Source organism: Oceanibacterium hippocampi (assembly GCF_900172325.1).
GTDB classification, from domain to species: domain Bacteria; phylum Pseudomonadota; class Alphaproteobacteria; order Sneathiellales; family Sneathiellaceae; genus Oceanibacterium; species Oceanibacterium hippocampi.
Genome location: NZ_FWFR01000002.1, coordinates 750,357 through 770,861, shown reverse-complemented (window position 1 = coordinate 770,861; position 20,505 = coordinate 750,357). Strand labels below are relative to the sequence as shown.

The following is a 20,505-nucleotide window of genomic DNA, read 5'->3' as shown; positions in this document are numbered from 1 at the left end:
TCGGGCCCGGTCGACCCGAAGCCTGGAAGAATAAGTGGATTGTCCGAAGGGTGGGGACGTCAGGCTCTCTCGCAGATATCGAGGATCGAGCGGGTGTAGATCTCGATCATGTCGAGATAGTCCGGTATGTCGACGCGTTCGTCCGGCATGGTGTTGTACTTGCCGCCCGGCCCGCAGACGATGCCCTCCATGCCGGCGCGGTGCAGCAGATGCGCCGCGTCCGTGCCGTAATAGCAGTAGGGCCGGATCGGGCCGGTCGGCAGGGCGCTGCCGCGAACGGCGCGGTGGGCGGCATCGACCGTTCGGACGATCCGGGCATCCTTCGCGACCTCGAACGGCAGCATGCTGATCCGGTGACTGCCGAATTCCTTCCTTACCTCGGCGCGGAGCCCGGGGAAGCGCCGCTGCAGATCGTCGAGCAGCGAACGCAGGTCGGCGAGCACGCCGTCCTCGTTCTGGCTTGGCGCATAGCGGGCGGTCCCGACGAGCCGGGCGAAGTCCGCGACCTGCGGTGGCCGCCAGTCGTGGAAATCGGGGGTGAGGGAGCCGCGGAGCACGCCGACATTGGCCCGGTTGACCGTCCGGTGCTCGTCGTTCGCCGCGCCGGAAAAGGTGATCGCGGCGATTCGCGGTGCCAGGTCGCAGGCGGCGAGTATCGCGTCGACGGCTTCCTCGCGCTTCGAGATATGGCGGGTGATGCCGCGCAGCTCGATCGCGAAGTTGAAGGCGCCGGCATGGAGTGTCAGGCCGTTCAGGTCGGTCGGTTCCATGTTGATGAAATAGTCGGCGCGCACGCCCTGCTCGATCGCGGCGACGGTGCCGATGCCGCCCTGCAATTCGCCGACGACATATTCCAGGACGATGTCGCCCTTCAGCCGCACGCCGCTGTCGAGCAGGGTCTTGACCGCCATGAAGGCGGCCGCGTCGCCGGCCTTCATGTTGGAAACGCCGATGCCGTAGATGAAATCGTCGTCCTGTAGCCCGCCCCAGGGGTCGACGGTCCAGTCGTCGGTCGCCGGATTGGTGTCCAGGTGGCCATTGAAGAGCAGGCTGGCGCCGCCACCTTCGCCTTTCAGCCGGCCGATCGCGTTGAACCGTCCGCCTTCGACAGGCTGCAACTCCGCCGCCATGCCGAGCGACCGCATCCGCTCGACCATGTGCCGGGCCAGGGCTTCCTCGCCCGGCGTACCGGAGTAGCTCTTGTGGCGGATCATGCCGGCGAGGAAGTCGAGTGCCTCCTTGCGCTCGGCGATCGGTATCGATGACCCGGTGCTGTCCACCATAAAACCCCCCAGTTCATGGTCCCGGCTGCCCTTCCGAATGGTCGATGGGCCGTCCGGGGTGTCCCCGCGTGATGCGAGGATACGGGGTTATTGACAGGCCGTGCAAGCGATCGTACCGTATATGGAACATGGTTGCTGTATATGGAACAAAAAATAAAACAGCACCGGACGGGGCGATAAACAGGGCAGGCAGTCGACCGGAGTCATGAGCTCACTCGAAAACGGCATTCGCATTCTTCAATGCTTCTCGGCGGAGCGGTCGGAACTGCGCGTGTCGGAAGTGGCCGAGCACCTGGGACTACCCAAGAGCACGGTCTCGCGGCTCATGAAGACCCTGGCCGAATCCGGCCTGATCGAACCCGATCCGAAGCGGCGCGGTTACGGGCCGGGCATTCTCGCCTTCGAACTCGGCAACTACTTCCAGAAGCGGCTGAAGCTTCTCGATCTCGTCGATGAGGCGCTGAGCCGGCTGGTCGACGAGTATCATGCGACGGGCTATATCGGAGTGCTGAACGGCGCCGACATCGTTCTGATCCGGGTGCGGCAGGGCTCCTATCCCGTGCGCTTGGTCCTCGAGCCGGGATATCGTGGCCAGGCCTTCGCGACGACGATTGGCCGGGTCCTGATGGCCCGCCTGCCGGATGCGGAAGTGCGCGCGCTTCACCCCGATCCGCTCAGCCACCCCGAGGCGGAATACGAGACCGATATCGACAGCCTGTTGTCGGACCTCGCGAACATTCGCCGGGACGGCGTGGCCGCGACATTCAACACGAACTTTTCCGGCTTCTGTGCCATCGGCTGTGCTGTCGAAAGTGCGGACGAGCCGCAAGCCGTGGCCTTCTCGCTCTCCTTTCCGACATCGGCCGCCGATGACGAGATAATCAAGAGAATGAAGAAGAGCATGCTTGTCGAGGCTTGCGAGATCGGACGTCGTGTAAAAGACAAATATTGGCAGGAATTCAGAAGTGTTCCGGAGTTCGACTCAAAAATCGTCGCTGTAGACGGCACAAGATATACCGGGCGAATAGGTTCGATTCCCTGAATTCGGGGTGAGTGATTCAGGGGTTTAAGCTCAACACCAGGCAACAACGGGAGGCCACAAGTAATGAGCAACTATCTGAAGACCTTGATGGATCGTCGGCGCTTTCTCGAAAGCACCGCCATGACCGGGGCGGGCGCCGCGGCGCTGGCCGGCTTCGGCTCCAGCGCCGCCCGCGCGGCGGGAGGCGAGTTGCATATCCTGTTCGCCGGCGGGACCTGGCAGAAGTGGTTCACGGAGACCTTCGTCGACGATTTCGCGAAGGCCGAGGGTGCAAACATCGTCTGGAAGACGGGCCTGTCGTTCGAGCCGCTGGTGATTGCCCAGCGCCGACGCCCGCAGTGGGATCTCATCCACCAGAACCAGAACACCTCCAGCCAGCTCGGCGCCATGGACGCGGTTATCGAATGGACCGAGGACATGATCCCGAACCTGAAGGACATCCACCCGTCCTTCCGCTATCCCTACCTCGCGGGCAAGATCCACACGCCTTACGGCCTCGTGGTCAATACCAAGCGGGTGAAGTCGCCGATCACGAAATGGGCCGACCTGTGGAATCCGGAACTGAAGGGCAAGGTTGCCTTCCCGGCCTGGAACTGGATGGGGCAGGAAGTCTTCCACGCCATCAACCAGCTCGAGGGCGGCTCGCCGGACAATGTCGATCCTGGCATCGCCAAGCTGAAGGCGCTCTACACCGATAACGCGGCGCTCACGATCGAGAACGTGGAGCATACGAAGCAGCTTCTCGTCGAGGAAGAGGTCTGGGTCGCGCCGTATTTCGGAGCCCGTACCGAGCAGGCCGCGGCGGCCGGCGCACCGGTCGAGTTCGTGGTGCCGGAAGAGGGCGGCCTCAGCTTCATCTGGAACACCGCGATCATCAACGGCCGTCCGAAGGAAAGCACGGAGCTGGCGGCGAAACTCGTCAACTACTCGCTTGATCCGGAACGGCAGATCGCCTTCTCGCGACTGACCGGCTATCCGCCGACCAATATCCAGGCGATGAAGAACCTGCCGCCCGACCTGAAGCGTCTCGAGCTGACCGACGAGCAGGTCGAGGGTCTCGGCAAGATCCAGCGCGAATTCGACTACATGGCGATGTTTGCCTATCGCGACGAGATCAAGGATCGCTGGAACAAGGAAGTGCTCGGCAGCTAGCAGCCGAACATTCCCCACTACTGTTAAGTAATCTCCATGGCGGGGGGTCGACCGGTGGCGAATGCAGTTCTTCAGTTGAAGAATATTACCAAGAAGTACGGCAATACGCTCGGCGTAGGCCCCGTCGAATTCGACGTCGAGAAGGGTGAGTTTCTCACCCTTCTCGGCCCGAGCGGCTGTGGCAAGACGACCACGTTGCACATCATCGCCGGACTGTTGTTCCCGACCGAGGGAACGGTGCTGATGGAAGGCCGCGATATCACCAAGGTCGACCCCCCGTACCGGGACATGGGGCTGGTGTTCCAGAACTATGCCCTGTTCCCGCACAAGACGATTTACGACAATGTTGCCTTCGGACTCCGGATGCGAAAGGTGCCGAAAGCCGAGATCCGGGAACGGGTAATGCGCGTTCTCGATGTCGTCGGCCTTCCCGGGGTCGAGGAGCGGCTGCCGAGCCAGTTGAGCGGCGGGCAGCGGCAGCGGGTCGCCCTGGCGCGTGCCGTGGTCATCGAACCGACCGTGCTGCTTCTCGACGAGCCGCTGTCGAACCTTGACGCCGTGCTGCGCAAGCGCATGCGCCTGGAACTGCGCGATATCCAGCAGAAGCTCGGCATCACGACGATCTTCGTGACCCACGACCAGGACGAGGCGTTCGAGATGTCGGACCGCGTCGTGCTGATGAACCGGGGCCGGATCGAGCAACTCGGCCCGCCCGAGGAAATGTACGATCTGCCCGATACCCGTTTCGCGGCGGAGTTCATCGGCGAGACGAACCTGATCGAGGGCCGGGTGGTCAGCGCCAACGGCTCGCTCGTCAATATCGAGATTCCCGGCGGCATCCGCATGGACGCCCGCAAGGGCAACCGCGATTTCGGTGTCGGCGACGACGTCTTCCTCATGGTGCGGCCGGAACGGGTCGATATCCGCGACAAGGTCGAGGGCGAGACGGGCATGGCGGCCAGCGTCGCCAAGCGGGTTTTCTCCGGCGACCTGATCACCTTCACCCTGACCACCAGGGACGGGATCGAATTCGTTTCAACGAAGCCGAGCGTCGAACGCTTCCGGCATCTCGGGCCGGGCGACGACGTCTGGGTGGTGCCCGAGGACTGCCGCGTCCTGCCGAGGGACAACTGACATGCGGACCGGCGGCGAGAAAGCCTTTTCCCGCATCATGCTGGGACCGATCACGATCCTCTATGTCCTGTTCCTGCTGGCGCCGATCAGCTTCTTCCTGCTGATGAGCCTGTTCAAGTACGACGCCTTCAACATGTATGCGCCGGTCGTCACGGGCGAGAATTTCGCCCGCCTGCTGTTCGACGGCTACTACCAGACGATCATCCTGCGGACCCTGAAGATCGCCTTCCTGACCGCGTTTTTCAGCCTCGTGCTCGGTTATCCGCTGGCTTATTTTCTGGCCCGCACGAAATCCGCCTGGCGGGGCGTGCTGATGTTCCTGGTGATCGCGCCGCTGATGACCGGCGTGATCGTCCGGACCTACGGCTGGATCGTCCTGCTCGGCCGCGAAGGTGCCGTCAACAAGGTGCTGATGACGCTCGGCTTCCTGTCAGAGCCGGCCACCATTCTCGGGACCGAACTGGCGGTGCTGCTGGCACTCGTCCACATCCTGATGCCCTACATGGTCTTCCCGTTGTTCTCATCCCTGGCCTCGCAGGACCCGGATGTCGAGCGCGCCGCGAGCACGCTTGGCGCGGGCCGGGTGCGGACCTTCATCGAGGTGACCCTGCCGATGAGCCGGTCGGGGATCATCATGGGCGCCGCCCTGGTCTTCACGCTGACCGCGGGCTCGGTGGTGACGCCGGCGCTGCTGGGCGGCAAGGACGTCCAGATGATCGGTCAGCAGATCTACGAACTCGTCACCTCGACGCTCAACTGGCCGCTCGCTTCTGCGACCGCGTTCGTTCTCGTGTTCTGCCAGTTCTCGATCATCTTCCTGTATTTCCGCGGAGGACGCAGCCGTGCGCAGTAACGCCAGCGAAACGATGCCCGGCGACGACCGCCGTGGCTACACGAAGGGCACGATCTCCCAGCCGACGATGGAGTTCGGATACTTGCGCCGGGTATCGATGGGTATCCTGGTGACCGCGATCTACGTCTTCCTGCTGTCGCCGATCATCATCGTCGTCTTCACCTCCTTCAATCCGACGACCGCGAACACCTTTCCGCCGAGCGGGTTCTCGTTGCGCTGGTACGGCGCATTCTTCGAAAGTTCGGGTTTCACCTCGGCCTTCCAGTTCAGCCTCTGGCTCGGCCTGATCGCCGCCGTCGCGGCAACGGTGATCGGCTTCTTCACCGCCTACGGAATCACCCGGTTCCTGACGAAGAAGCGCGAGCTTGGCCAATCACTGGCGATGCTGCCGGTCATGATCCCGCATATCCTGATCAGCATCTCGCTGCTGCTTCTGCTGACCGTCCTGCCGATCCCCGAAATGACGGCGCTGATCGTCGGCCACACCATCATCTGCCTGCCGTTCACGATCGCCGGCATCACGGCAAGCCTCGAGGGCGTCGACAAGCAACTCGAACTCGCGGCCCTCACCCTCGGCGCCTCGCGCTTCCGCGTTCTCGTCGAAATCGTCATTCCGCTGATCGCGCCCGGCATGCTGTCGGCGCTGATCTTCGCCTTCATCATTTCCTTCGGCGACGTCTATATCGCGCTGTTCCTGTCGGGCCCCGGCATGACGACGCTGCCGATCGAGATCTTCTCGTACATGCAGTGGGAAAGTACCCCGGTGATCGCCGCGATCACGACCTTGCAAATCCTGATGATTGTCGTGCTCGGCCTGGTGATCGAGCGGCTGGTCGGGCTGCGCAAGATCATGCGCGTCTGACTCCGGCCTTCCGAATCACGCCGGCCCCGCCGGCGGTCTTGAAATCCAACACGTAGCGATTGGGACATGAACATGAAAACCATAAGCGTCGGCACCGCGAAATCCACCGGGCCGGGCATCGTCAAGGGAACCCTGCGGGTCGGCAGTCATCCGGACGGCGATCCGGTCGAGATCCCGGTGATCATCGCCCGGGGTGAGACCGACGGGCCGGTGCTCTGGATGCACGGTTGCGTCCATGGCGACGAATACTGCGGCACCTTCATCATCCACGAACTGATGCGGAGCCTCGACCCGAAGAAGATCAAGGGCACGGTCGTCGCCCTGCCGATCCTCAACCTGACGGCGTTCCTGAAGAACCAGCGGATGAGCCCCTACGAGGCGTTCGGCGGCGGCGACCTGAACCGCTGCTTCCCCGGCAAGGTCGACGGCTCGGTCACCGAACAGATGGCCTACGCGATCTACACGCCGCTGAAGGAATATGCCGACTACCTGATCGACTTCCACACCGCCTTCACGCCCGACACCCGCTGGCAGCTGTTCTCGAAGCGCGACGGCAAGGTTGGCGAGATGGCCGAGAAGATGGCGCGCGCCTTCGGCTTCGATTCCACCCTGCCGGCGCCGGCCGACATCCTCCAGGGCGCGGCCATGCAGGTCGCGGCGAACGACGGCATTCCCTGCCTCATCGTCGAATCCGGCGGCATGGGCGCCGGTTTCGATCGCGCCACGCTGGAGGACGGCGCCGAACGCCTGCGCAACGTGATGCGGGCACTCGGCCTGATGGACGGCGCGGTGACCGATTACGGGCCGCTTACCTATTTCTCGAACTTCGCCTGGGTCTCGACGACCGGTGGCGGGCTCTACGAGCCACTCGTCAAGTGCGGCGACCGGATCGAGAAGGGGCAGGTGCTCGGCACCTACTTCAACACCTTCGGAGAGAAGATCGGCGAGGCCAAGGCAACGCACGGTGGCGTGGCGCTGGCCATCCATCCGGGGCCGACCATGCCGCAGGGAGCGACCCTCATTCATATCGGTCTGGATCCGCGCAAGGTCTGACGCAGGCTATTCCGGCGGTGCGGCCTCGAGGGGCCGCCCGTCGAGGGGGAGGATGACAATGGACGAAATTCGCTTGGGCAGCGCGGTATCCACCGCGCCCGGGATTGCTACCGGCAAACTGAAATTCGCGGATTATCCGGACGGACGACCGATGGAGACCCCGGTGGTCATCGTTCGTGGCGCGAAGCCCGGCAAGACGCTCTGGGTGCATGGCTGCGTACACGGCAACGAGTATTGCGGCACCTTCATCATCCTGAAGGCGTTGCGCGCCCTCGACCCGGCAGCGATGTCGGGCACGGTCATCGCGCTGCCGGCGCTCAACATCACCGCGTTCCACCGCGACCAGCGGATGAGCCCGTTCGAGGGCTATGGCGGCGGTGACATGAACCGCTGCTTTCCCGGCGATCCGAACGGCTCGCTGACCATGCAGATGGCCCATCACGTCTACAGCAACCTGAAGAAGCACGCCGACGTGTTCCTCGATTTCCACACGGCGATGACCTCGGACGTGCGCTGGGCGCTTTATGCCGACATGGGTGGCAAGGTCTCGGAAACCGGTCGCGGCGTGGCCCTTGCCTGGGGCTTCCACTCGACGCTGGCGACGCCGCCGCACCTGCTGGCCGGCTCGGCCATGATGACGGCGGCGAAGGACGGCATCCCGGGCTTCATCGTTGAATCGGGCGGCAAGGGCTTCTCCTTCACCAAGGAAGGCGTCGCCGACGGGGCCGAACGCTTCGCCAATGTCATGCGTCACCTCGGCATGCTCGAAGGCAAGGTCGTCGATTACGGCGGAATCGCGGACTTCGCCGATTTCGCCTGGGTAACGGCGCCGCGCGGCGGCCTGTTCATCCGCGCCGTCAACTGCGGCGATGCCCTCGAGGTCGGCACCGTGCTCGGGCATTTCTACAACATCTACGGCGAGCCCGACGGCGTTGCCGAGAGCCCGCACAAGGGCACCGTGCTCGCCATTCATCCAGGCCCGATCATGAACAACGGGGCGACCCTGGTTCATATCGGCCTCAACCCCCGGGAATCATGACATGACGACAACGGCAATCATCGGCGGTCTGCTGGTTGACGGCACCGGTGCCGACCCCGTGCCCGACAGCGTCGTCGTCATCGAGGACGGCCGCATCACCTTCGCCGGCAAGAAGAACGGCAAGGCGATGCCGCGCGCCGACCGGGTGATCGAGGCCAACGGGGCCAGCGTCATGCCCGGCCTGATGGACGTGCATGTGCATATCTCGCTCAGCGCGCCGTCCGACCTGCTGAAGGAAATGACCGCGCGCCCGGTGGGCGAGGCGGCCTTCGAGGTTGCCAACAACCTGGCCGACACCGTTGCCGGCGGGGTGACGACCATCCGCACCGTCAGCGACCTTGCCCACCTCGACATCGCCGCCCGCAACGCGATCGCGCAGGGCAAGATCGTCGGCCCGCGCATCCATCCCTGCGGCAAGGGCCTGACGACGACCGGCGGGCACGGCGACATCATGCCCTGTTGGCTCTGCCAGTCGCATGGCGACATTTCCGAGATGGTCGACGGGCCCGACGCGATCCGCAAGGCGATCCGCGTCCAGGCAAAGACCGGCGCCACCTGGATCAAGCTGTTCCAGACCGGCGGTGTGGTCGATCCGCATGGCAGGATCGAGGCCGAGGAATTCATGCCCGACGAGTTCGACACGGCGGTCTCGACGGCGACCACCATGGGGCTGCCGGTCGCCGTGCATGCGCATAACAAGACGGCGATCCTGCGCAGCATCCGCGCCGGATGCCGCTCGATCGAACACGGCATGCATTTCGACGAGGAGTGCGCCGAGGCGGCCCGCGAGCATGGCACCTTCCTGGTGCCGACGCTGACCGTGATGGACCGCATCATGGTGCACGGCGCCCAGGCCGGAATCGCCGACTTTATGATCGCCAACGTCCGCGAGCGGACCACGAAGCATCATGAATACGTGAAGTATGCCTATGACATCGGCGCCAATATCGCCTGCGGGACGGATGCCGGGTCGCTGCTGACGCCGCACGGCTCGGCCGGCCGCGAGGTCGTGCAGTTCGTGAAATGCGGCCTCGACCCGGTTCAGGCGATCGAGGTCTCGACCCGGAACACCGCCAAGCTGTTGAAGGCCACCGATGTCGGCACGGTCGAGGAGGGCATGCTCGGCGACGTGATCGTCGTCGAGGGCGACGTGGTCTCCAATGTCCGCGTCCTCGAGGTGCCGGGCAACATGCGACATGTGCTGATCGCCGGACAGGAAGTCGCCGCCGGCGGCCGCGCCTTCCGCCACTGAGAAACCCGCAGGGAGTATCGATTATGACGGACAGCCAGAATTTTTCAGTGGGTACGGCAAAGGCCGAGGCCGGCAAGTGGACGACCGGCACGTTGACGCTCGGACATTTTCCGGATGGTCCGATCACCACGCCGGTGAACATCGCCTGCGGCGGGAAACCCGGCCCGGTGCTGTGGGTGCAGTCGGCGATCCACGGTACCGAGATCGGCGGCGCGCTGGGTATCCTCAAGCTCTTCAAGGAGCTCGACCTGAGCCAGATGAGTGGCGCCATCGTCGGCATCATGGCGGCCAATCCGGGCGCCTTCCGGGGCTATACCCGAAACACCCCGCTGGACGGCGAGAACATGAACCGGCTGTTCCCGGGCGATCCGGACGGTCCCCATTCCCGGCAGTCGGCGAACGTGCTGTTCCAGACCGCGATGGAGGTCGCCGACGCGGTGATCGACACCCATTCCGGCGGTGACGGGGCGGTCGTGCCGTTCTACGGCCTCTACTGGGACGACGGCTCGCCGGCCTCGAAGACGTCGGCCAAGCTTGCGCGCGCGGTCGGCTCGCCGGTCGTCTGGCGGTCCGGCGACGACTGGCTGAAGGGGGCAATGTTCGTCAACGTGACGCTGCGGGGCAAGCCGGCGGTAATCGTCGAATGCGGCGGCGGCGGCGCCATGCCGGAAGAGCATATCGACAATTTCCGGGGCGCCGTGAAGGGCGTCGCGCAGACGCTGGGGATCCTGCCCGGCGAGGCGCCGACCTTTCCGAAATACACGGAAGTCACGGAGTGCGAACTCGTCTTCAACCGCCAGGGCGGCTATTTCCTGCCGAAGGCGGAGGTCGGCGACATCGTCGAGAAGGGTACTGTCATCGCCGAGATCATGGATGTCTACGGCAATATCGTCGAGGAGATCCGATCCCCGAACGGACCGGCCTATCTGGCGGCCCTGATCCGGCCCTATTACCCGGTCTATTCCGGATCGATGTGCGCGGAATGCAACCTGGTGGTTTCCCGATAACCGGCGGACCGCCTGCAAGGGCCGCACACGGAGGACGTGACAATGACAATCATGGAACAGCGCCACGGCACGATCGCTGTCGGAACCGCAAAGGCAGAGCCCGGCAAGATCACCCGCGGCGAACTGCTTCTCGGCCATTTCCCGGATTCCCCCATCACCTCGCCGGTCATGATCGCTTGCGGGGCGAAGCCCGGGCCGGTGCTGTGGGCACAGGGCTGCATCCACGGGCCGGAAATCGGTGGGCCGGTGGCCCTGCAGCGGGTCCTTAACGGGATCGACCTGACGACGATGAGCGGCACCATCGTCGCCGTCATGCTGGCGAACCCGAACGGCTTCCGGGAATATTCCCGGAACACGCCGCTGGACGGCGAGAATCTGAACCGCATCTTCCCCGGCGCGCCGGCCGGTCCGCACAGCCAGCAGACCGCGCATTACCTCTTCGAGGCGGCGAGCGCGGTTGCCGATGCCATGCTGGACCTGCATTCCGGCGGGGACCGGTCGCTGGTGCCGTTCTACGCGCTGTACCGGAACGACGGTTCGGCAGCGGCCCGCAAGTCCCATGAGCTGGCCGAGGCGGCCGGCACGCCGGACATCTGGGCGTCGACCGATGGCTGGCTGAAGGGCGCCATGTTCACCAACATGACGGCGCGCGGCATCCCTTCGCTGATCATCGAATGCGGCGGTGGCGGCGGCCTGCCCGAAGCCCATGTGAAGAGCTTCGAGACGGCGATCACCGGCATTGCGACGGCGCTCGGCATCCTGCCGGGCAAGGCGCCGCGCCAGGGCAGCTACCGGGTCATGGACAATGCGCTGCTGGTTTACAGCAAGCTCGGCGGATTCTTCGAGCCCGCGGTCGAGGCCGGCGAGGTGGTCGACGAGGGCCAGGCACTCGGGCGACTTCTCAATCCCTACGGCGACGTCATCGAGACCGTGACATCGCCGATCGGACGCGGCTGGATCGGTTCGATCCGGAAACGCTACATGCCGGTCTATTCGGGCGACCAGATCGCCGAGGTGATCGCCGTACTGGAGGATTGAGGCAAGCCTGTCAGTCGCCGGCGGTCGGGCGCGCCTCCCGCAGTTCGACCAGCGTGCCATGCGTCGCGGCGGCGTCGAGAACGACGATCCGCGTGCCGTCGCGATCGGGCGCCGGCTCGGTCGAGCCGAACGGCCGGGCGCCCTGTTGCAGCAGGCTGTCGCGTGCTTCCTCGAGATTCTCGACCTCGAAGGCGAGGTGGTTGAGCCCACCGGTCGGGTTCAGCGCGAGGAAGCGGGCGGCATAGCTCTTGTCGTCGAGCGGCTGGGTCAGCTCGATCAGGCTGTTGTCCAGCGTCACGTAGGCCATCCGGTAGTTCCGGACAGGCACGTGAAACGGTTCGGAGATTTGTGCGCCCGGGATCGAACGATAGGCTGTCAGGGCGGCGGCGAGATCGGGTACAACGAGCCCGACATGATGAAGGCGAAGCGACATGTTTCGATCCGTGGTTCCGGCTGCGGCGACGGATCGGCAATCTATCACGCAGTGGCTACATCCGATACGACATCGCTCCGCACGGGCATGGTCTACGGGGCGACAGACTGGACGGTTAGAGGAGTTCCGCTATGACGGATATCAAGACGACTTTGAAGGCGCTGGGACTGGATGCATCGACGCTGCAGAAGGGCGAGCTGGAGATTGTCACGCCCGTCGACGGCAGCGTCATTGCCCGGGTTCCCGCCACCCCGGTCGGCGAGGTCGGCAATGTCGTCGCTCGGGCGCAGACGGCGTTCGAGGCCTGGCGGACCGTTCCGGCGCCGCGCCGCGGCGAGCTGATCCGCCTGTTCGGCGAGGAACTGCGTCGCCACAAGGACGATCTCGGCCGGCTCGTGACGTTCGAGGCGGGCAAGATATTCGAGGAGGGCAAGGGCGAAGTCCAGGAGATGATCGACATCTGCGACTTCGCCGTGGGCCTGTCGCGCCAGCTTTACGGGCTGACCATCGCCTCCGAGCGGCCCGGTCACCGGATGATGGAAACCTGGCATCCGATCGGTCCGGTCGCGGTGATCAGCGCCTTCAATTTCCCGGTCGCGGTCTGGTCGTGGAATACCGCGCTCGCCATCGTCTGCGGCGACCCGGTGATCTGGAAGCCGTCGGAGAAGACGCCGCTGACCGCCTTCGCCTGTGCGAAGCTGTTCGAGCAGGCGGTCAAGAAGCTCGGCGATGTACCGGCGAACCTCGTCCAGGTGGTGGTCGGTAAGGCCGACGTGGGCGAGGCGCTGGTCGACGACCCGCGGGTTCCTCTGGTCAGCGCGACCGGCAGCTGCCGCATGGGCCGCGCCGTGGCGCCCCGCGTCGCGGCCAGGCTGGGCCGCAGCCTGCTCGAACTCGGCGGCAACAACGGCATGATCGTCGCGCCCTCGGCCGACCTCGATCTGGTGGTGCCCGGCACGGTGTTCTCGGCGGTCGGCACGGCCGGCCAGCGCTGCACCTCGCTCCGTCGCGCCTTCATTCACGAGGATGTCTACGACCAGCTCGTGCCGCGTCTGAAGAAGGCCTACGGCAGCGTGCGGATCGGCAGCCCGCTGGAGGCCGGCACGCTGGTCGGCCCGCTGATCGACGGGCGGGCATTCGAGTCCATGCAGGCCGCCCTCGACCAGGCCCGCGCCGACGGCGGCAAGGTCACCGGCGGCGAACGGGCGTTGCAGGATCGCTTCCCGAACGCCTGGTACGTGTCGCCGGCGCTGGTCGAGATGCCGTCGCAAACCGAGATCGTCCGCACCGAGACCTTCGCGCCGATCCTCTACCTGATGAAGTATCGCGAGCTGGATGACGCGGTCGCGCGGCACAACGACGTGCCGCAGGGCCTGTCGTCCTGCATCTTCACCACCGACCTGCGCGAGGCCGAGGCATTCATGTCGGCGGCCGGCAGCGATACCGGCATCGTCAACGTGAATATCGGACCGAGCGGCGCGGAAATCGGTGGCGCGTTCGGCGGCGAGAAGGAAACCGGCGGCGGGCGCGAGTCCGGCTCCGATTCCTGGAAGGCCTACATGCGCCGGGCCACCAACACGATCAACTATTCCCGCGAACTGCCGCTGGCGCAGGGCATCAAGTTCGACCTCGGAGACTGAACCGGGCAGGGATCTGTCACCGGTCACGGTGGGCACGGGCGGTGGGGCATCCTCGCCGCCCGTTTCCGTTTCGCCGCTGCAAGCCCGCCCGGAGCGACCCGGTTCAGCGGTTGGCCGCGTCCGATGCCGTTCGTCGCGCGATTGCGGCGTCCAGGTAGGAACGGATCTCCGCGTCGCTGTTCAGGCGTTCCCGGGGATTGGGGACCGCCGTCGCGGTACCGGTCACCGGATCCCACTCGACCGGGCCGTAGCGTCCCCGTGACGGGTCGCCGCTGAGCACGACCTCGTAGGAGTCTCCCTGGTTGTAGTGCCAGAACTCCCACGGATAATCGACGAAGCCATGGCGCTTCATGAGCGCCGTGATCTCCTGACGATTGGCTTTCGCCGCGTCGCTGACGAAGGGCGAACGCATCGGCGTCTTGACGCTGAACTCCAGGTAGGGCGCGCCGCGGTCGACTTCCTCGCCGCTGTCGCGGTGGACGACAGATATGTCCATCGCGGTGCCGCTGATATGGGTGCCTGCCATCGGGCAGTAGGCAATCAGTGCCAGCAACCGGCGGAAAATGAACGCCGAGTCCGGCATGACGCCGTCGGTTTCCCAGAGGACGATTTCGAGGGCCGCGTCGAACAGCTCGGGCGTCGCCTGGAGCTTCTTCTGGATCAGCGGCGTCCGATAGGCATCCTCGACCTTCAGGACCCAGCCGCGATCGTTCATCTCGCGCGCCGCCCCGATGAACGCGGGGATGAGTCCACGACGCAGGTAGAATTGCCGTTCCATGTCCGTGGCGATCGGCTTGTCGCTGAACAGCACCTCGACACCCGCCTCGTCGGCCGATTCCCTCAGGCCCCCGAACGGTTCCAGGTGGTCGGAAATGGTGACGTCGCTGGCTCTCGACATGAAGACGGCGGCGTCTTCCATTGCCGAGGTCCAGTAGTCCTTCTCGCGGGCATTCGTCTCACTCATCTCAGCCGTCTCCAGACAATCGGGTCGATGCGCGGCAGGCGCCTGCCGGTACCGCGTGCGTGCGATCCTGTGGAATTAACAGATATATCAGTTCTATTCAGAAATGCAGGAAGTAGATTGACATGTCAAACTTCAACTGACACGCTTGCTTGCGGAATTGGTGGAAAAGCAATCGCTTAGCTGGGCGGTTGCTGCCTAACAACGCGCGCTTGCCGTGCTTTCGAGGAGACCACGATGATTGCCAAGCTGGGCCTGCGATTACTCCAGAGCGCCTTAATCCTGTCGACCCTGGCGGCCGTGCCCGTCCATGCCGCCGATCCTGTCCCGATCCGGGTCGCGAACCCGGCCGCGGACGACGATCCGATCGGTATCGCCGCCGCGAAATTCGCCGAGCGGGTGAAGGAACTGGCCGGCGACGCGGTCCAGGTCCGGGTCTTCTCGCGCAGTGTGCTGGGTAACGAGAATGTCGCGCTCGAGGCGACGATGGCCGGCAACATCGATGTCGATATCGTCAGCAACTCGGTCCTGCGCGGCGTCGTACCCGAACTCGCGGTTCTCGACGTCCCCTATGGCCTGTCGAGCCCCGAGCATGCCTGGCGCGTCCTTGACGGCGATATCGGCAAGTCCCTCGCGGAGAGCGTGCAGTCCAAGGGCCTGAGGCTCGCCGGCTGGGCCTATGCCGGCAGCCGCTGCATGATGACCCGGGACAAGGCAGTCAGCAGCCCCGACGACGTGGCCGGGATGAAGCTCCGGGTTCCCAACAACCCGACCTATGCGAACATTGCCAAGGCCTGGGGGGCGATCCCGACGACGGTCGGCTGGCCCGAGACCTATCTTGCCCTCTCGCAGGGTGTGGTCGATGCCATCGAGACGGCGCCGGGCCCGTCCTTCGACCAGAAGCACTACGAGGTCGCGAAAAACCTGATACGGACCGATCACCTGATCTATTTCCACATCTGGGTGATTTCCGAGCAGTCCTGGAAGTCCTGGCCGGAGGCCGTGCAGAAGGCTGTCTTCACCGCGGCACAGGAAGCCGCGATGTACAATCGCGGGCTGCGCCTGGAACAGGAAAAGGGCGTCTACGACGAGTTCGCGGCCAAGGGCGTCACGGTGATCGTGCCCGACCGCGAGAAGTTCGCCGCGCGGCTGAAGGATGTCCAGGCCTCGGTGGCCGACGAGCTCAAGCCGATGCTCGCGCGGATCCAGGCGGTCAAGTAAGGCCGTTCCGGGATAACCGCTTTCGTACTGTCGACCAGGCAGGATAGGCGAAATGAATGCACTCCAGGCGCTCTCGGACCGGATGGCCGATCTCGTTCGCACGATTGCCGGGATTCTGCTGGTTGTCGTGGCGACCTCGATGATCGTCGTGATCGCCGGACGTTACGTCGGGTTTGCCACGGCCTGGGCCGATGAGGTTGCTCGCATCACCTTTGTCTGGTGTGCCTGCCTGGGAGCAACCTCCGGCCTTCATCGCGGGCTGCATTTCGTCGTGTTCCAGATTGCGACTGTCCGGAACGAGACGCGGCGGCGGCTGCTCGAGACCCTGTCGCTGCTGATCATGTTCGCGCTATGCGCCATTCTTGCCTGGTCGACGACGAAGTCGATCCCGGTCGCCAGCCTGTCGATGCTGCCGGCGCTCGACGTCAGCAACGCCTGGTTCCATTCGGCGGTGACCTGTTTCGCGCTTCTTTCGCTGTTCTTCATAACGGCCAAGGCCGTTCTCGTCTGGCGTCGGGCCTGAACGGGCGCGGGCAGGGGATCCCACGATGGAAGCCATACTGATCATCGCCGCGGCGGTCTTCACGCTCGCGATCGGCCTGCCGATCGGTTTCATGATCCTGCTGGTCTGCGTGATCCTGATCGCCAACGATCCGTTCGTGAACATGGGCGCGATGCCGGCGATCTTCGTGCAGGGCCTCGATTCCTTCATCCTCATCTCGATACCGCTGTTCGTCCTGGTCGGCGTCATCATGAATTCGGGCGGCATCACCCACCGCCTGATGGAGGTCGCCGTTGTCCTCGTCGGCCATCTCCGGGGCGGTATCGCGCAGGTCAACATCGTTGCCAGCATGATCTTCTCCGGCATGTCCGGGTCGACGACATCCGATGTCGCCGGCCTCGGCCGGATGGAAATCCCGATGATGGTCAAGTCGGGATACAGGCCGGAGACCGCCGCCGTCGTGACCGCCGTCTCGGCCACGATCGGGCCGATCATTCCGCCCAGCGTGCCTTTCATCCTCTACGGCGCCCTGACCAGCACGTCGGTCGGCAAGCTCTTCCTGGGGGGCGTGATACCCGGGCTTCTGCTCGGGATCTGCCTGATGGTCGTGGTCGCGATCCTCGCCCGGAGCGGCCGGATCGCGACAACCGGCATGTCCGACCGGCGGCCGCCGATCCGGCAGATATTGCGCGCGGTGCGGGACAGTTTCTGGGCGCTGCTGACGCCCTTCATCCTGGTCGGCGGCATCGTCACGGGCTACTTCACGCCGACCGAAGCCGCGGGCGTCGCCGTGGTCTACGCGATCTTCGTGACAGGGTTCATCTATCGCTCGATCAATCTCCGGCAACTCTTTGCGATGTTTTGCGAATCCGCCGAGATCGTCGGCGTCATCATGCTGATGGTCGCGGCCGCGAACATTTTCGGCTGGCTGATCACCCAGGCCGGGCTGTCCGACATGATCATGGATTTCGTGACGGCGACCGGGCAGGGGCCGATGGTGACGCTGCTCCTTGTGACCCTTCTGCTGCTCGTCCTCGGCATGTTCATCGAGGCCACCTCGATGATCATCCTGCTGTCGCCGATCCTGTGGCCGCTGGTCCAGCAGACCGGGGTCGATCCGGTTCATTTCGGCGTCGTCTTCACGCTGAATATGATGATCGCGGTGATCACCCCGCCGATCGGGATCTGCGGCCTCATCGCGTCCGATATCGCCGGCGTCTCGATGCGCCGCTATGCGGTCGAGCTTCTGCCTTATGTCGGCGCGATGATCGCCTTCATGCTTTTTATTCTCTTCGTTCCGGAAATCGTTACATTCCTGCCCAATGTCTTTTTCCCGTAAGCGATCATACCGAAGGTTCGCTTCATTCCTTATCGTGCTGTAATTCCTGTGATATTCGAGTGGTAGATGAACGCATCGAAGCAGACGCTATGTGACAAGGCCTATGCGATCCTAGAGGATCTGATCGTCTCCCGGAAGCTGGAGCCCGGCTCGAAGGTCACCGAGGAGCAGCTTTCGAAGCGGATCGGCATCGGCCGCACACCGATCCGCGAGGCACTGCAACTGCTTGCCCGCGACGGCGTCGTCGAGATCCGCCCGCGCTCTGCCAGTGTCATCCTCGACATGACGATCGAGCGGAAGCGGCAGCTTCTCGAGGCCCGCGGGGCGATCCAGGAGCAGACCGTCCGCTATGCCTGCCGGCGCGCCGATGTCGATCAGCGGACGAAGATGCTGCTGCTTGCGCGCGCCGTCGAGGACGCCGGGGCGATCGGCGATATCGAGCTTTACCTGCGGATCAGCCGCGACATTCACAACATCCTGTGCGAGGCGGCACGGAACGAGTTCCTGTCACGCTTCATGCACAGCCTCTACACGCTGTCGAGACAATTTGCCTATACCCACCTGATGGCCGGCGAGGGCGACATGCAGCGCTTCGCGGCGAGCCATTCCGGCATTCTGCGCGCCGTCGCCGCCCTCGACGAGGAGGCGGCGGTCGCCGCCTCGGAGACCATGATGCGGTTCATGCAGGAATTCGTCGACCAGATGCAGGACGACGACGGCGTGGCCGCGGTGGACCAGCTGGGTCGGGCGGGCCGGACCGGCTAGCGCCGCCCCTGCTGACATCGTCGCCCGTATCACGCCGCCTCGTTGGTTCGCCCGAAGGCCATCGTCGCCAAAAGGGCCTGTCCGGCTGACCGTGCCGGCGCCCTTGTGGACGCCGGCATCGACAGTCAGTCGGCGCGTGGCGGTTGCCTTCCGAACAGATACTTGAGCAGTGCGGCGATGCCGAGGACGAGCAGCAGCAGGACGAGCAGCCACAGGATCCCCATGCCCCACATCATGGCGCCGCCCATCGAGTCCATCATGTCAGCGCCGCCCATCGGATCCGCTCCTGTTTCCGGGTGCCTTGTTCATCGTCTCGACCCTTTCTATTCGACCGAATAGAGCTGCGGCCGGCCGTCGCCGATCGCATAGATCGTGAACGGCTCGGTCTTGGTGCCGCTCATGCCGGGCGACCCCATGGGCATGCCGGGCAGGGTCACGCCCTTGATGTCGGGACGCTCTTCGAGGAGCCGGTTGACCGTCTCGACCGGCACGTGGCCACTGACCGCATAGCCATCGACAAGGGCCAGGTGGCAGCCCTGAAAGGCATCGGGAATGCCCGCCGCCCGGCTCATGGCGGTCAGGTTCTCGGTCGGCTTGACGGTGACCGTGAAGCCGTTCTCACGCAGGTAGTCGGCGTAATCCTCGCAGCAGCCGCATTGCGGGGTCTTGTAGAGCGTGACGTCCTCGGCGAGGGCCGGGCGGCCGATTGTCAGGTAGGCCGTGCCGGCCAGGGCAATGGCGACGATGGCCATGATTGTCTTGTGCATGTTCCAGTTCCTGTTGGCGTGTCGGACCGCATCGATCGTCGGGATCGACGTCGCGGTCCCGGATTCGGGAAAAGCGGGTGGGCCGCAGACTGCCGAGGCGATGCCGGTCGGGCAGGCGGCGGATCAGGCCAGTGGTCTGGGCGGGGCAAGATCCGGCCGACAATGTCGTCCGCTCGCGCGATCGCCATTTCGGGTGGCGCGCGTGAGCGAGAATGTCGGGACGCCGAAGGGGTCGTCGTCGATCACGCCGGCGAACGGCGACGAGGCACAGGCGGCGTCGCAAGCCGCGTCGGCGTCGTCGTCCATATGCCCCGGCCCGCAATCGGTGCAATCGGCCATGTCCATGCCGCCGCCGGCAAGGGCCATCCTGATCGACATCGCCGTGGCGTCGGCCGCATGCGTGATCATCCCGGTGGCGAGAACGGCCAGCAGGGCGAGCAGGAGGATGCGGAAGCGTCCGGACATCCGGTGATGGTAGGGCACCTGTCTCGTGGCTGTCCATGCGACAAATGTTGCCGCCGGACGCGCCAGGGAGAGCATTAGCCCGCGTCTTCCGGCCGGTCGTCGTCTCCGGTGTAATATTGCGGGAAATGGCGCTTCACGACGGGGCTGTCCAGCGCCCAGGAATGACAGCCGTCGAGAAAGAACGGTTTCTTCGGCGCCGGTTCGCCGTCACCGGTCTGCGGCGCATCCCACTGGACGGGAAAGGTCTGGAAAGCCACCGTCGCGATCCCGAACAGCATCTCCTTCAGATGCGTGCAGCCCCGTGTCCCGCCGAGGTTGAGCTGCAGCGTCCGGCGCCAGTCACGGCCGAGGCGGGCGCCGATCAGGCCCTGCGCACCGGCGCCGGCCGCCCCGCAGAACGCGAAGGGAACGGCATCCATGCCGATCTCGACTTCGTGGATCTTCATCTCCTTGTCGATGGTGACCCGCGCAAGCATATTGTGCACCGGCTCGCCGGGCGCCATCAGTCCGCGCTCCCGATCCTGAAAGGGTGATGCCTTCTCGTCGCGCAGTTCTCCCTCGATATCCCAGAGCCCGTCCTCGCGCTCGAAACTCCGGTAGACGATGGTGCGCTGGTGGCTGGGGCGCCGGGAAACCGGCTCGGATAATGACATGGTCGTTCCTCGGGATGGTGGATGCGCGGGCTTTCCCGCTCGCC

The 20,505-nt window shown here is 64.7% G+C and carries 22 protein-coding genes; 15 read left to right on the top strand and 7 right to left on the bottom strand.

Annotation, left to right across the window (positions count from 1 at the left end):
- Positions 1-59 precede the first annotated feature (59 nt).
- The gene (locus tag OCH7691_RS14610) at positions 60-1,283 is read right to left on the bottom strand and encodes a M20 family metallopeptidase (RefSeq protein WP_085884265.1); all 1,224 of its coding nucleotides are present in this window, start codon (positions 1,281-1,283) and stop codon (positions 60-62) included.
- A gap of 205 nt (positions 1,284-1,488) precedes the next feature.
- Between OCH7691_RS14610 and OCH7691_RS14605 the strand changes: the two genes are divergently transcribed.
- The 10 genes from OCH7691_RS14605 (at position 1,489) to OCH7691_RS14560 (ending at position 11,715) form a co-directional block, all read left to right on the top strand.
- Positions 1,489-2,325: an IclR family transcriptional regulator gene (locus tag OCH7691_RS14605; protein WP_085884264.1), complete on the top strand. Its 837-nt coding sequence runs from the start codon at positions 1,489-1,491 to the stop codon at positions 2,323-2,325.
- Positions 2,326-2,388: 63 nt separating this feature from the next.
- Positions 2,389-3,477, top strand: a complete 1,089-nt coding sequence (locus tag OCH7691_RS14600) for an ABC transporter substrate-binding protein (RefSeq protein WP_085884263.1) — start codon at positions 2,389-2,391, stop codon at positions 3,475-3,477.
- A 75-nt stretch (positions 3,478-3,552) separates the two neighbouring features.
- Positions 3,553-4,611 (top strand): ABC transporter ATP-binding protein, encoded by a 1,059-nt coding sequence (locus tag OCH7691_RS14595; RefSeq protein WP_217808008.1) that lies wholly within the window; start codon positions 3,553-3,555, stop codon positions 4,609-4,611.
- A 1-nt stretch (position 4,612) separates the two neighbouring features.
- Positions 4,613-5,464 carry an ABC transporter permease gene (locus OCH7691_RS14590; protein WP_085884261.1) on the top strand — a complete coding sequence of 284 codons (852 nt, stop codon included), beginning with the start codon at positions 4,613-4,615 and terminating at the stop codon, positions 5,462-5,464.
- Positions 5,454-6,326, top strand: a complete 873-nt coding sequence (locus OCH7691_RS14585) for an ABC transporter permease (RefSeq protein ID WP_139839709.1) — start codon at positions 5,454-5,456, stop codon at positions 6,324-6,326. The genes OCH7691_RS14590 and OCH7691_RS14585 overlap by 11 nt, the downstream gene beginning before the upstream one ends.
- A 72-nt stretch (positions 6,327-6,398) precedes the next feature.
- The gene (locus OCH7691_RS14580) at positions 6,399-7,379 is read left to right on the top strand and encodes a succinylglutamate desuccinylase/aspartoacylase family protein (RefSeq protein ID WP_085884490.1); all 981 of its coding nucleotides are present in this window, start codon (positions 6,399-6,401) and stop codon (positions 7,377-7,379) included.
- Positions 7,380-7,437: 58 nt separating this feature from the next.
- Positions 7,438-8,418: a succinylglutamate desuccinylase/aspartoacylase family protein gene (locus OCH7691_RS14575; RefSeq protein ID WP_085884259.1), complete on the top strand. Its 981-nt coding sequence runs from the start codon at positions 7,438-7,440 to the stop codon at positions 8,416-8,418.
- A 1-nt stretch (position 8,419) separates the two neighbouring features.
- Positions 8,420-9,670 (top strand): metal-dependent hydrolase family protein, encoded by a 1,251-nt coding sequence (locus OCH7691_RS14570; protein ID WP_085884258.1) that lies wholly within the window; start codon positions 8,420-8,422, stop codon positions 9,668-9,670.
- Between the two features lie 23 nt (positions 9,671-9,693).
- Positions 9,694-10,677 (top strand): M14 family metallopeptidase, encoded by a 984-nt coding sequence (locus OCH7691_RS14565; RefSeq protein WP_085884257.1) that lies wholly within the window; start codon positions 9,694-9,696, stop codon positions 10,675-10,677.
- A gap of 42 nt (positions 10,678-10,719) precedes the next feature.
- Positions 10,720-11,715 (top strand): M14 family metallopeptidase, encoded by a 996-nt coding sequence (locus OCH7691_RS14560; RefSeq protein WP_085884256.1) that lies wholly within the window; start codon positions 10,720-10,722, stop codon positions 11,713-11,715.
- Positions 11,716-11,725: 10 nt separating this feature from the next.
- Here OCH7691_RS14560 and OCH7691_RS14555 read toward each other — a convergent pair whose 3' ends face one another.
- Positions 11,726-12,148: a VOC family protein gene (locus OCH7691_RS14555; RefSeq protein ID WP_085884255.1), complete on the bottom strand. Its 423-nt coding sequence runs from the start codon at positions 12,146-12,148 to the stop codon at positions 11,726-11,728.
- A 131-nt stretch (positions 12,149-12,279) separates the two neighbouring features.
- Here OCH7691_RS14555 and amaB point away from each other — a divergent pair, with 131 nt between their 5' ends.
- The gene (amaB, locus tag OCH7691_RS14550; protein WP_085884254.1) at positions 12,280-13,788 is read left to right on the top strand and encodes an L-piperidine-6-carboxylate dehydrogenase; all 1,509 of its coding nucleotides are present in this window, start codon (positions 12,280-12,282) and stop codon (positions 13,786-13,788) included.
- A 103-nt stretch (positions 13,789-13,891) separates the two neighbouring features.
- Here the strand turns inward: amaB and OCH7691_RS14545 are convergent, their stop codons facing one another.
- On the bottom strand, positions 13,892-14,752 hold the full coding sequence (locus OCH7691_RS14545) for a M15 family metallopeptidase (RefSeq protein WP_085884253.1): 861 nt from the start codon (positions 14,750-14,752) through the stop codon (positions 13,892-13,894).
- 234 nt (positions 14,753-14,986) lie between these two features.
- On the opposite strand from OCH7691_RS14545, the gene OCH7691_RS14540 reads away from it, so the two are divergent.
- The 4 genes from OCH7691_RS14540 (at position 14,987) to OCH7691_RS14525 (ending at position 18,576) form a co-directional block, all read left to right on the top strand.
- A complete protein-coding gene (locus OCH7691_RS14540) occupies positions 14,987-15,970 on the top strand; it encodes a TRAP transporter substrate-binding protein (RefSeq protein ID WP_085884252.1) in 984 nt (327 codons plus the stop codon).
- 52 nt (positions 15,971-16,022) lie between these two features.
- Entirely contained in the window at positions 16,023-16,493 is a 471-nt protein-coding gene (locus OCH7691_RS14535) for a TRAP transporter small permease (RefSeq protein ID WP_085884251.1), read from the top strand.
- Between the two features lie 25 nt (positions 16,494-16,518).
- The gene (locus tag OCH7691_RS14530; protein WP_085884250.1) at positions 16,519-17,811 is read left to right on the top strand and encodes a TRAP transporter large permease; all 1,293 of its coding nucleotides are present in this window, start codon (positions 16,519-16,521) and stop codon (positions 17,809-17,811) included.
- Positions 17,812-17,877: 66 nt separating this feature from the next.
- A complete protein-coding gene (locus OCH7691_RS14525; protein ID WP_085884249.1) occupies positions 17,878-18,576 on the top strand; it encodes a GntR family transcriptional regulator in 699 nt (232 codons plus the stop codon).
- Positions 18,577-18,701: 125 nt separating this feature from the next.
- On the opposite strand, the gene OCH7691_RS23335 is transcribed toward OCH7691_RS14525, so the two are convergent.
- The 4 genes from OCH7691_RS23335 to OCH7691_RS14510 all read right to left on the bottom strand — a co-directional run bounded on the left by OCH7691_RS23335 (position 18,702) and on the right by OCH7691_RS14510 (position 20,461).
- Entirely contained in the window at positions 18,702-18,851 is a 150-nt protein-coding gene (locus OCH7691_RS23335) for a hypothetical protein (RefSeq protein WP_176245016.1), read from the bottom strand.
- A 48-nt stretch (positions 18,852-18,899) separates the two neighbouring features.
- The gene (locus OCH7691_RS14520) at positions 18,900-19,343 is read right to left on the bottom strand and encodes a DUF411 domain-containing protein (protein ID WP_085884248.1); all 444 of its coding nucleotides are present in this window, start codon (positions 19,341-19,343) and stop codon (positions 18,900-18,902) included.
- A gap of 123 nt (positions 19,344-19,466) precedes the next feature.
- Positions 19,467-19,826, bottom strand: a complete 360-nt coding sequence (locus tag OCH7691_RS14515) for a hypothetical protein (protein WP_139839708.1) — start codon at positions 19,824-19,826, stop codon at positions 19,467-19,469.
- A 56-nt stretch (positions 19,827-19,882) separates the two neighbouring features.
- On the bottom strand, positions 19,883-20,461 hold the full coding sequence (locus OCH7691_RS14510; RefSeq protein ID WP_176245071.1) for a DUF2889 domain-containing protein: 579 nt from the start codon (positions 20,459-20,461) through the stop codon (positions 19,883-19,885).
- Between the last annotated feature and the right edge of the window lie 44 nt (positions 20,462-20,505).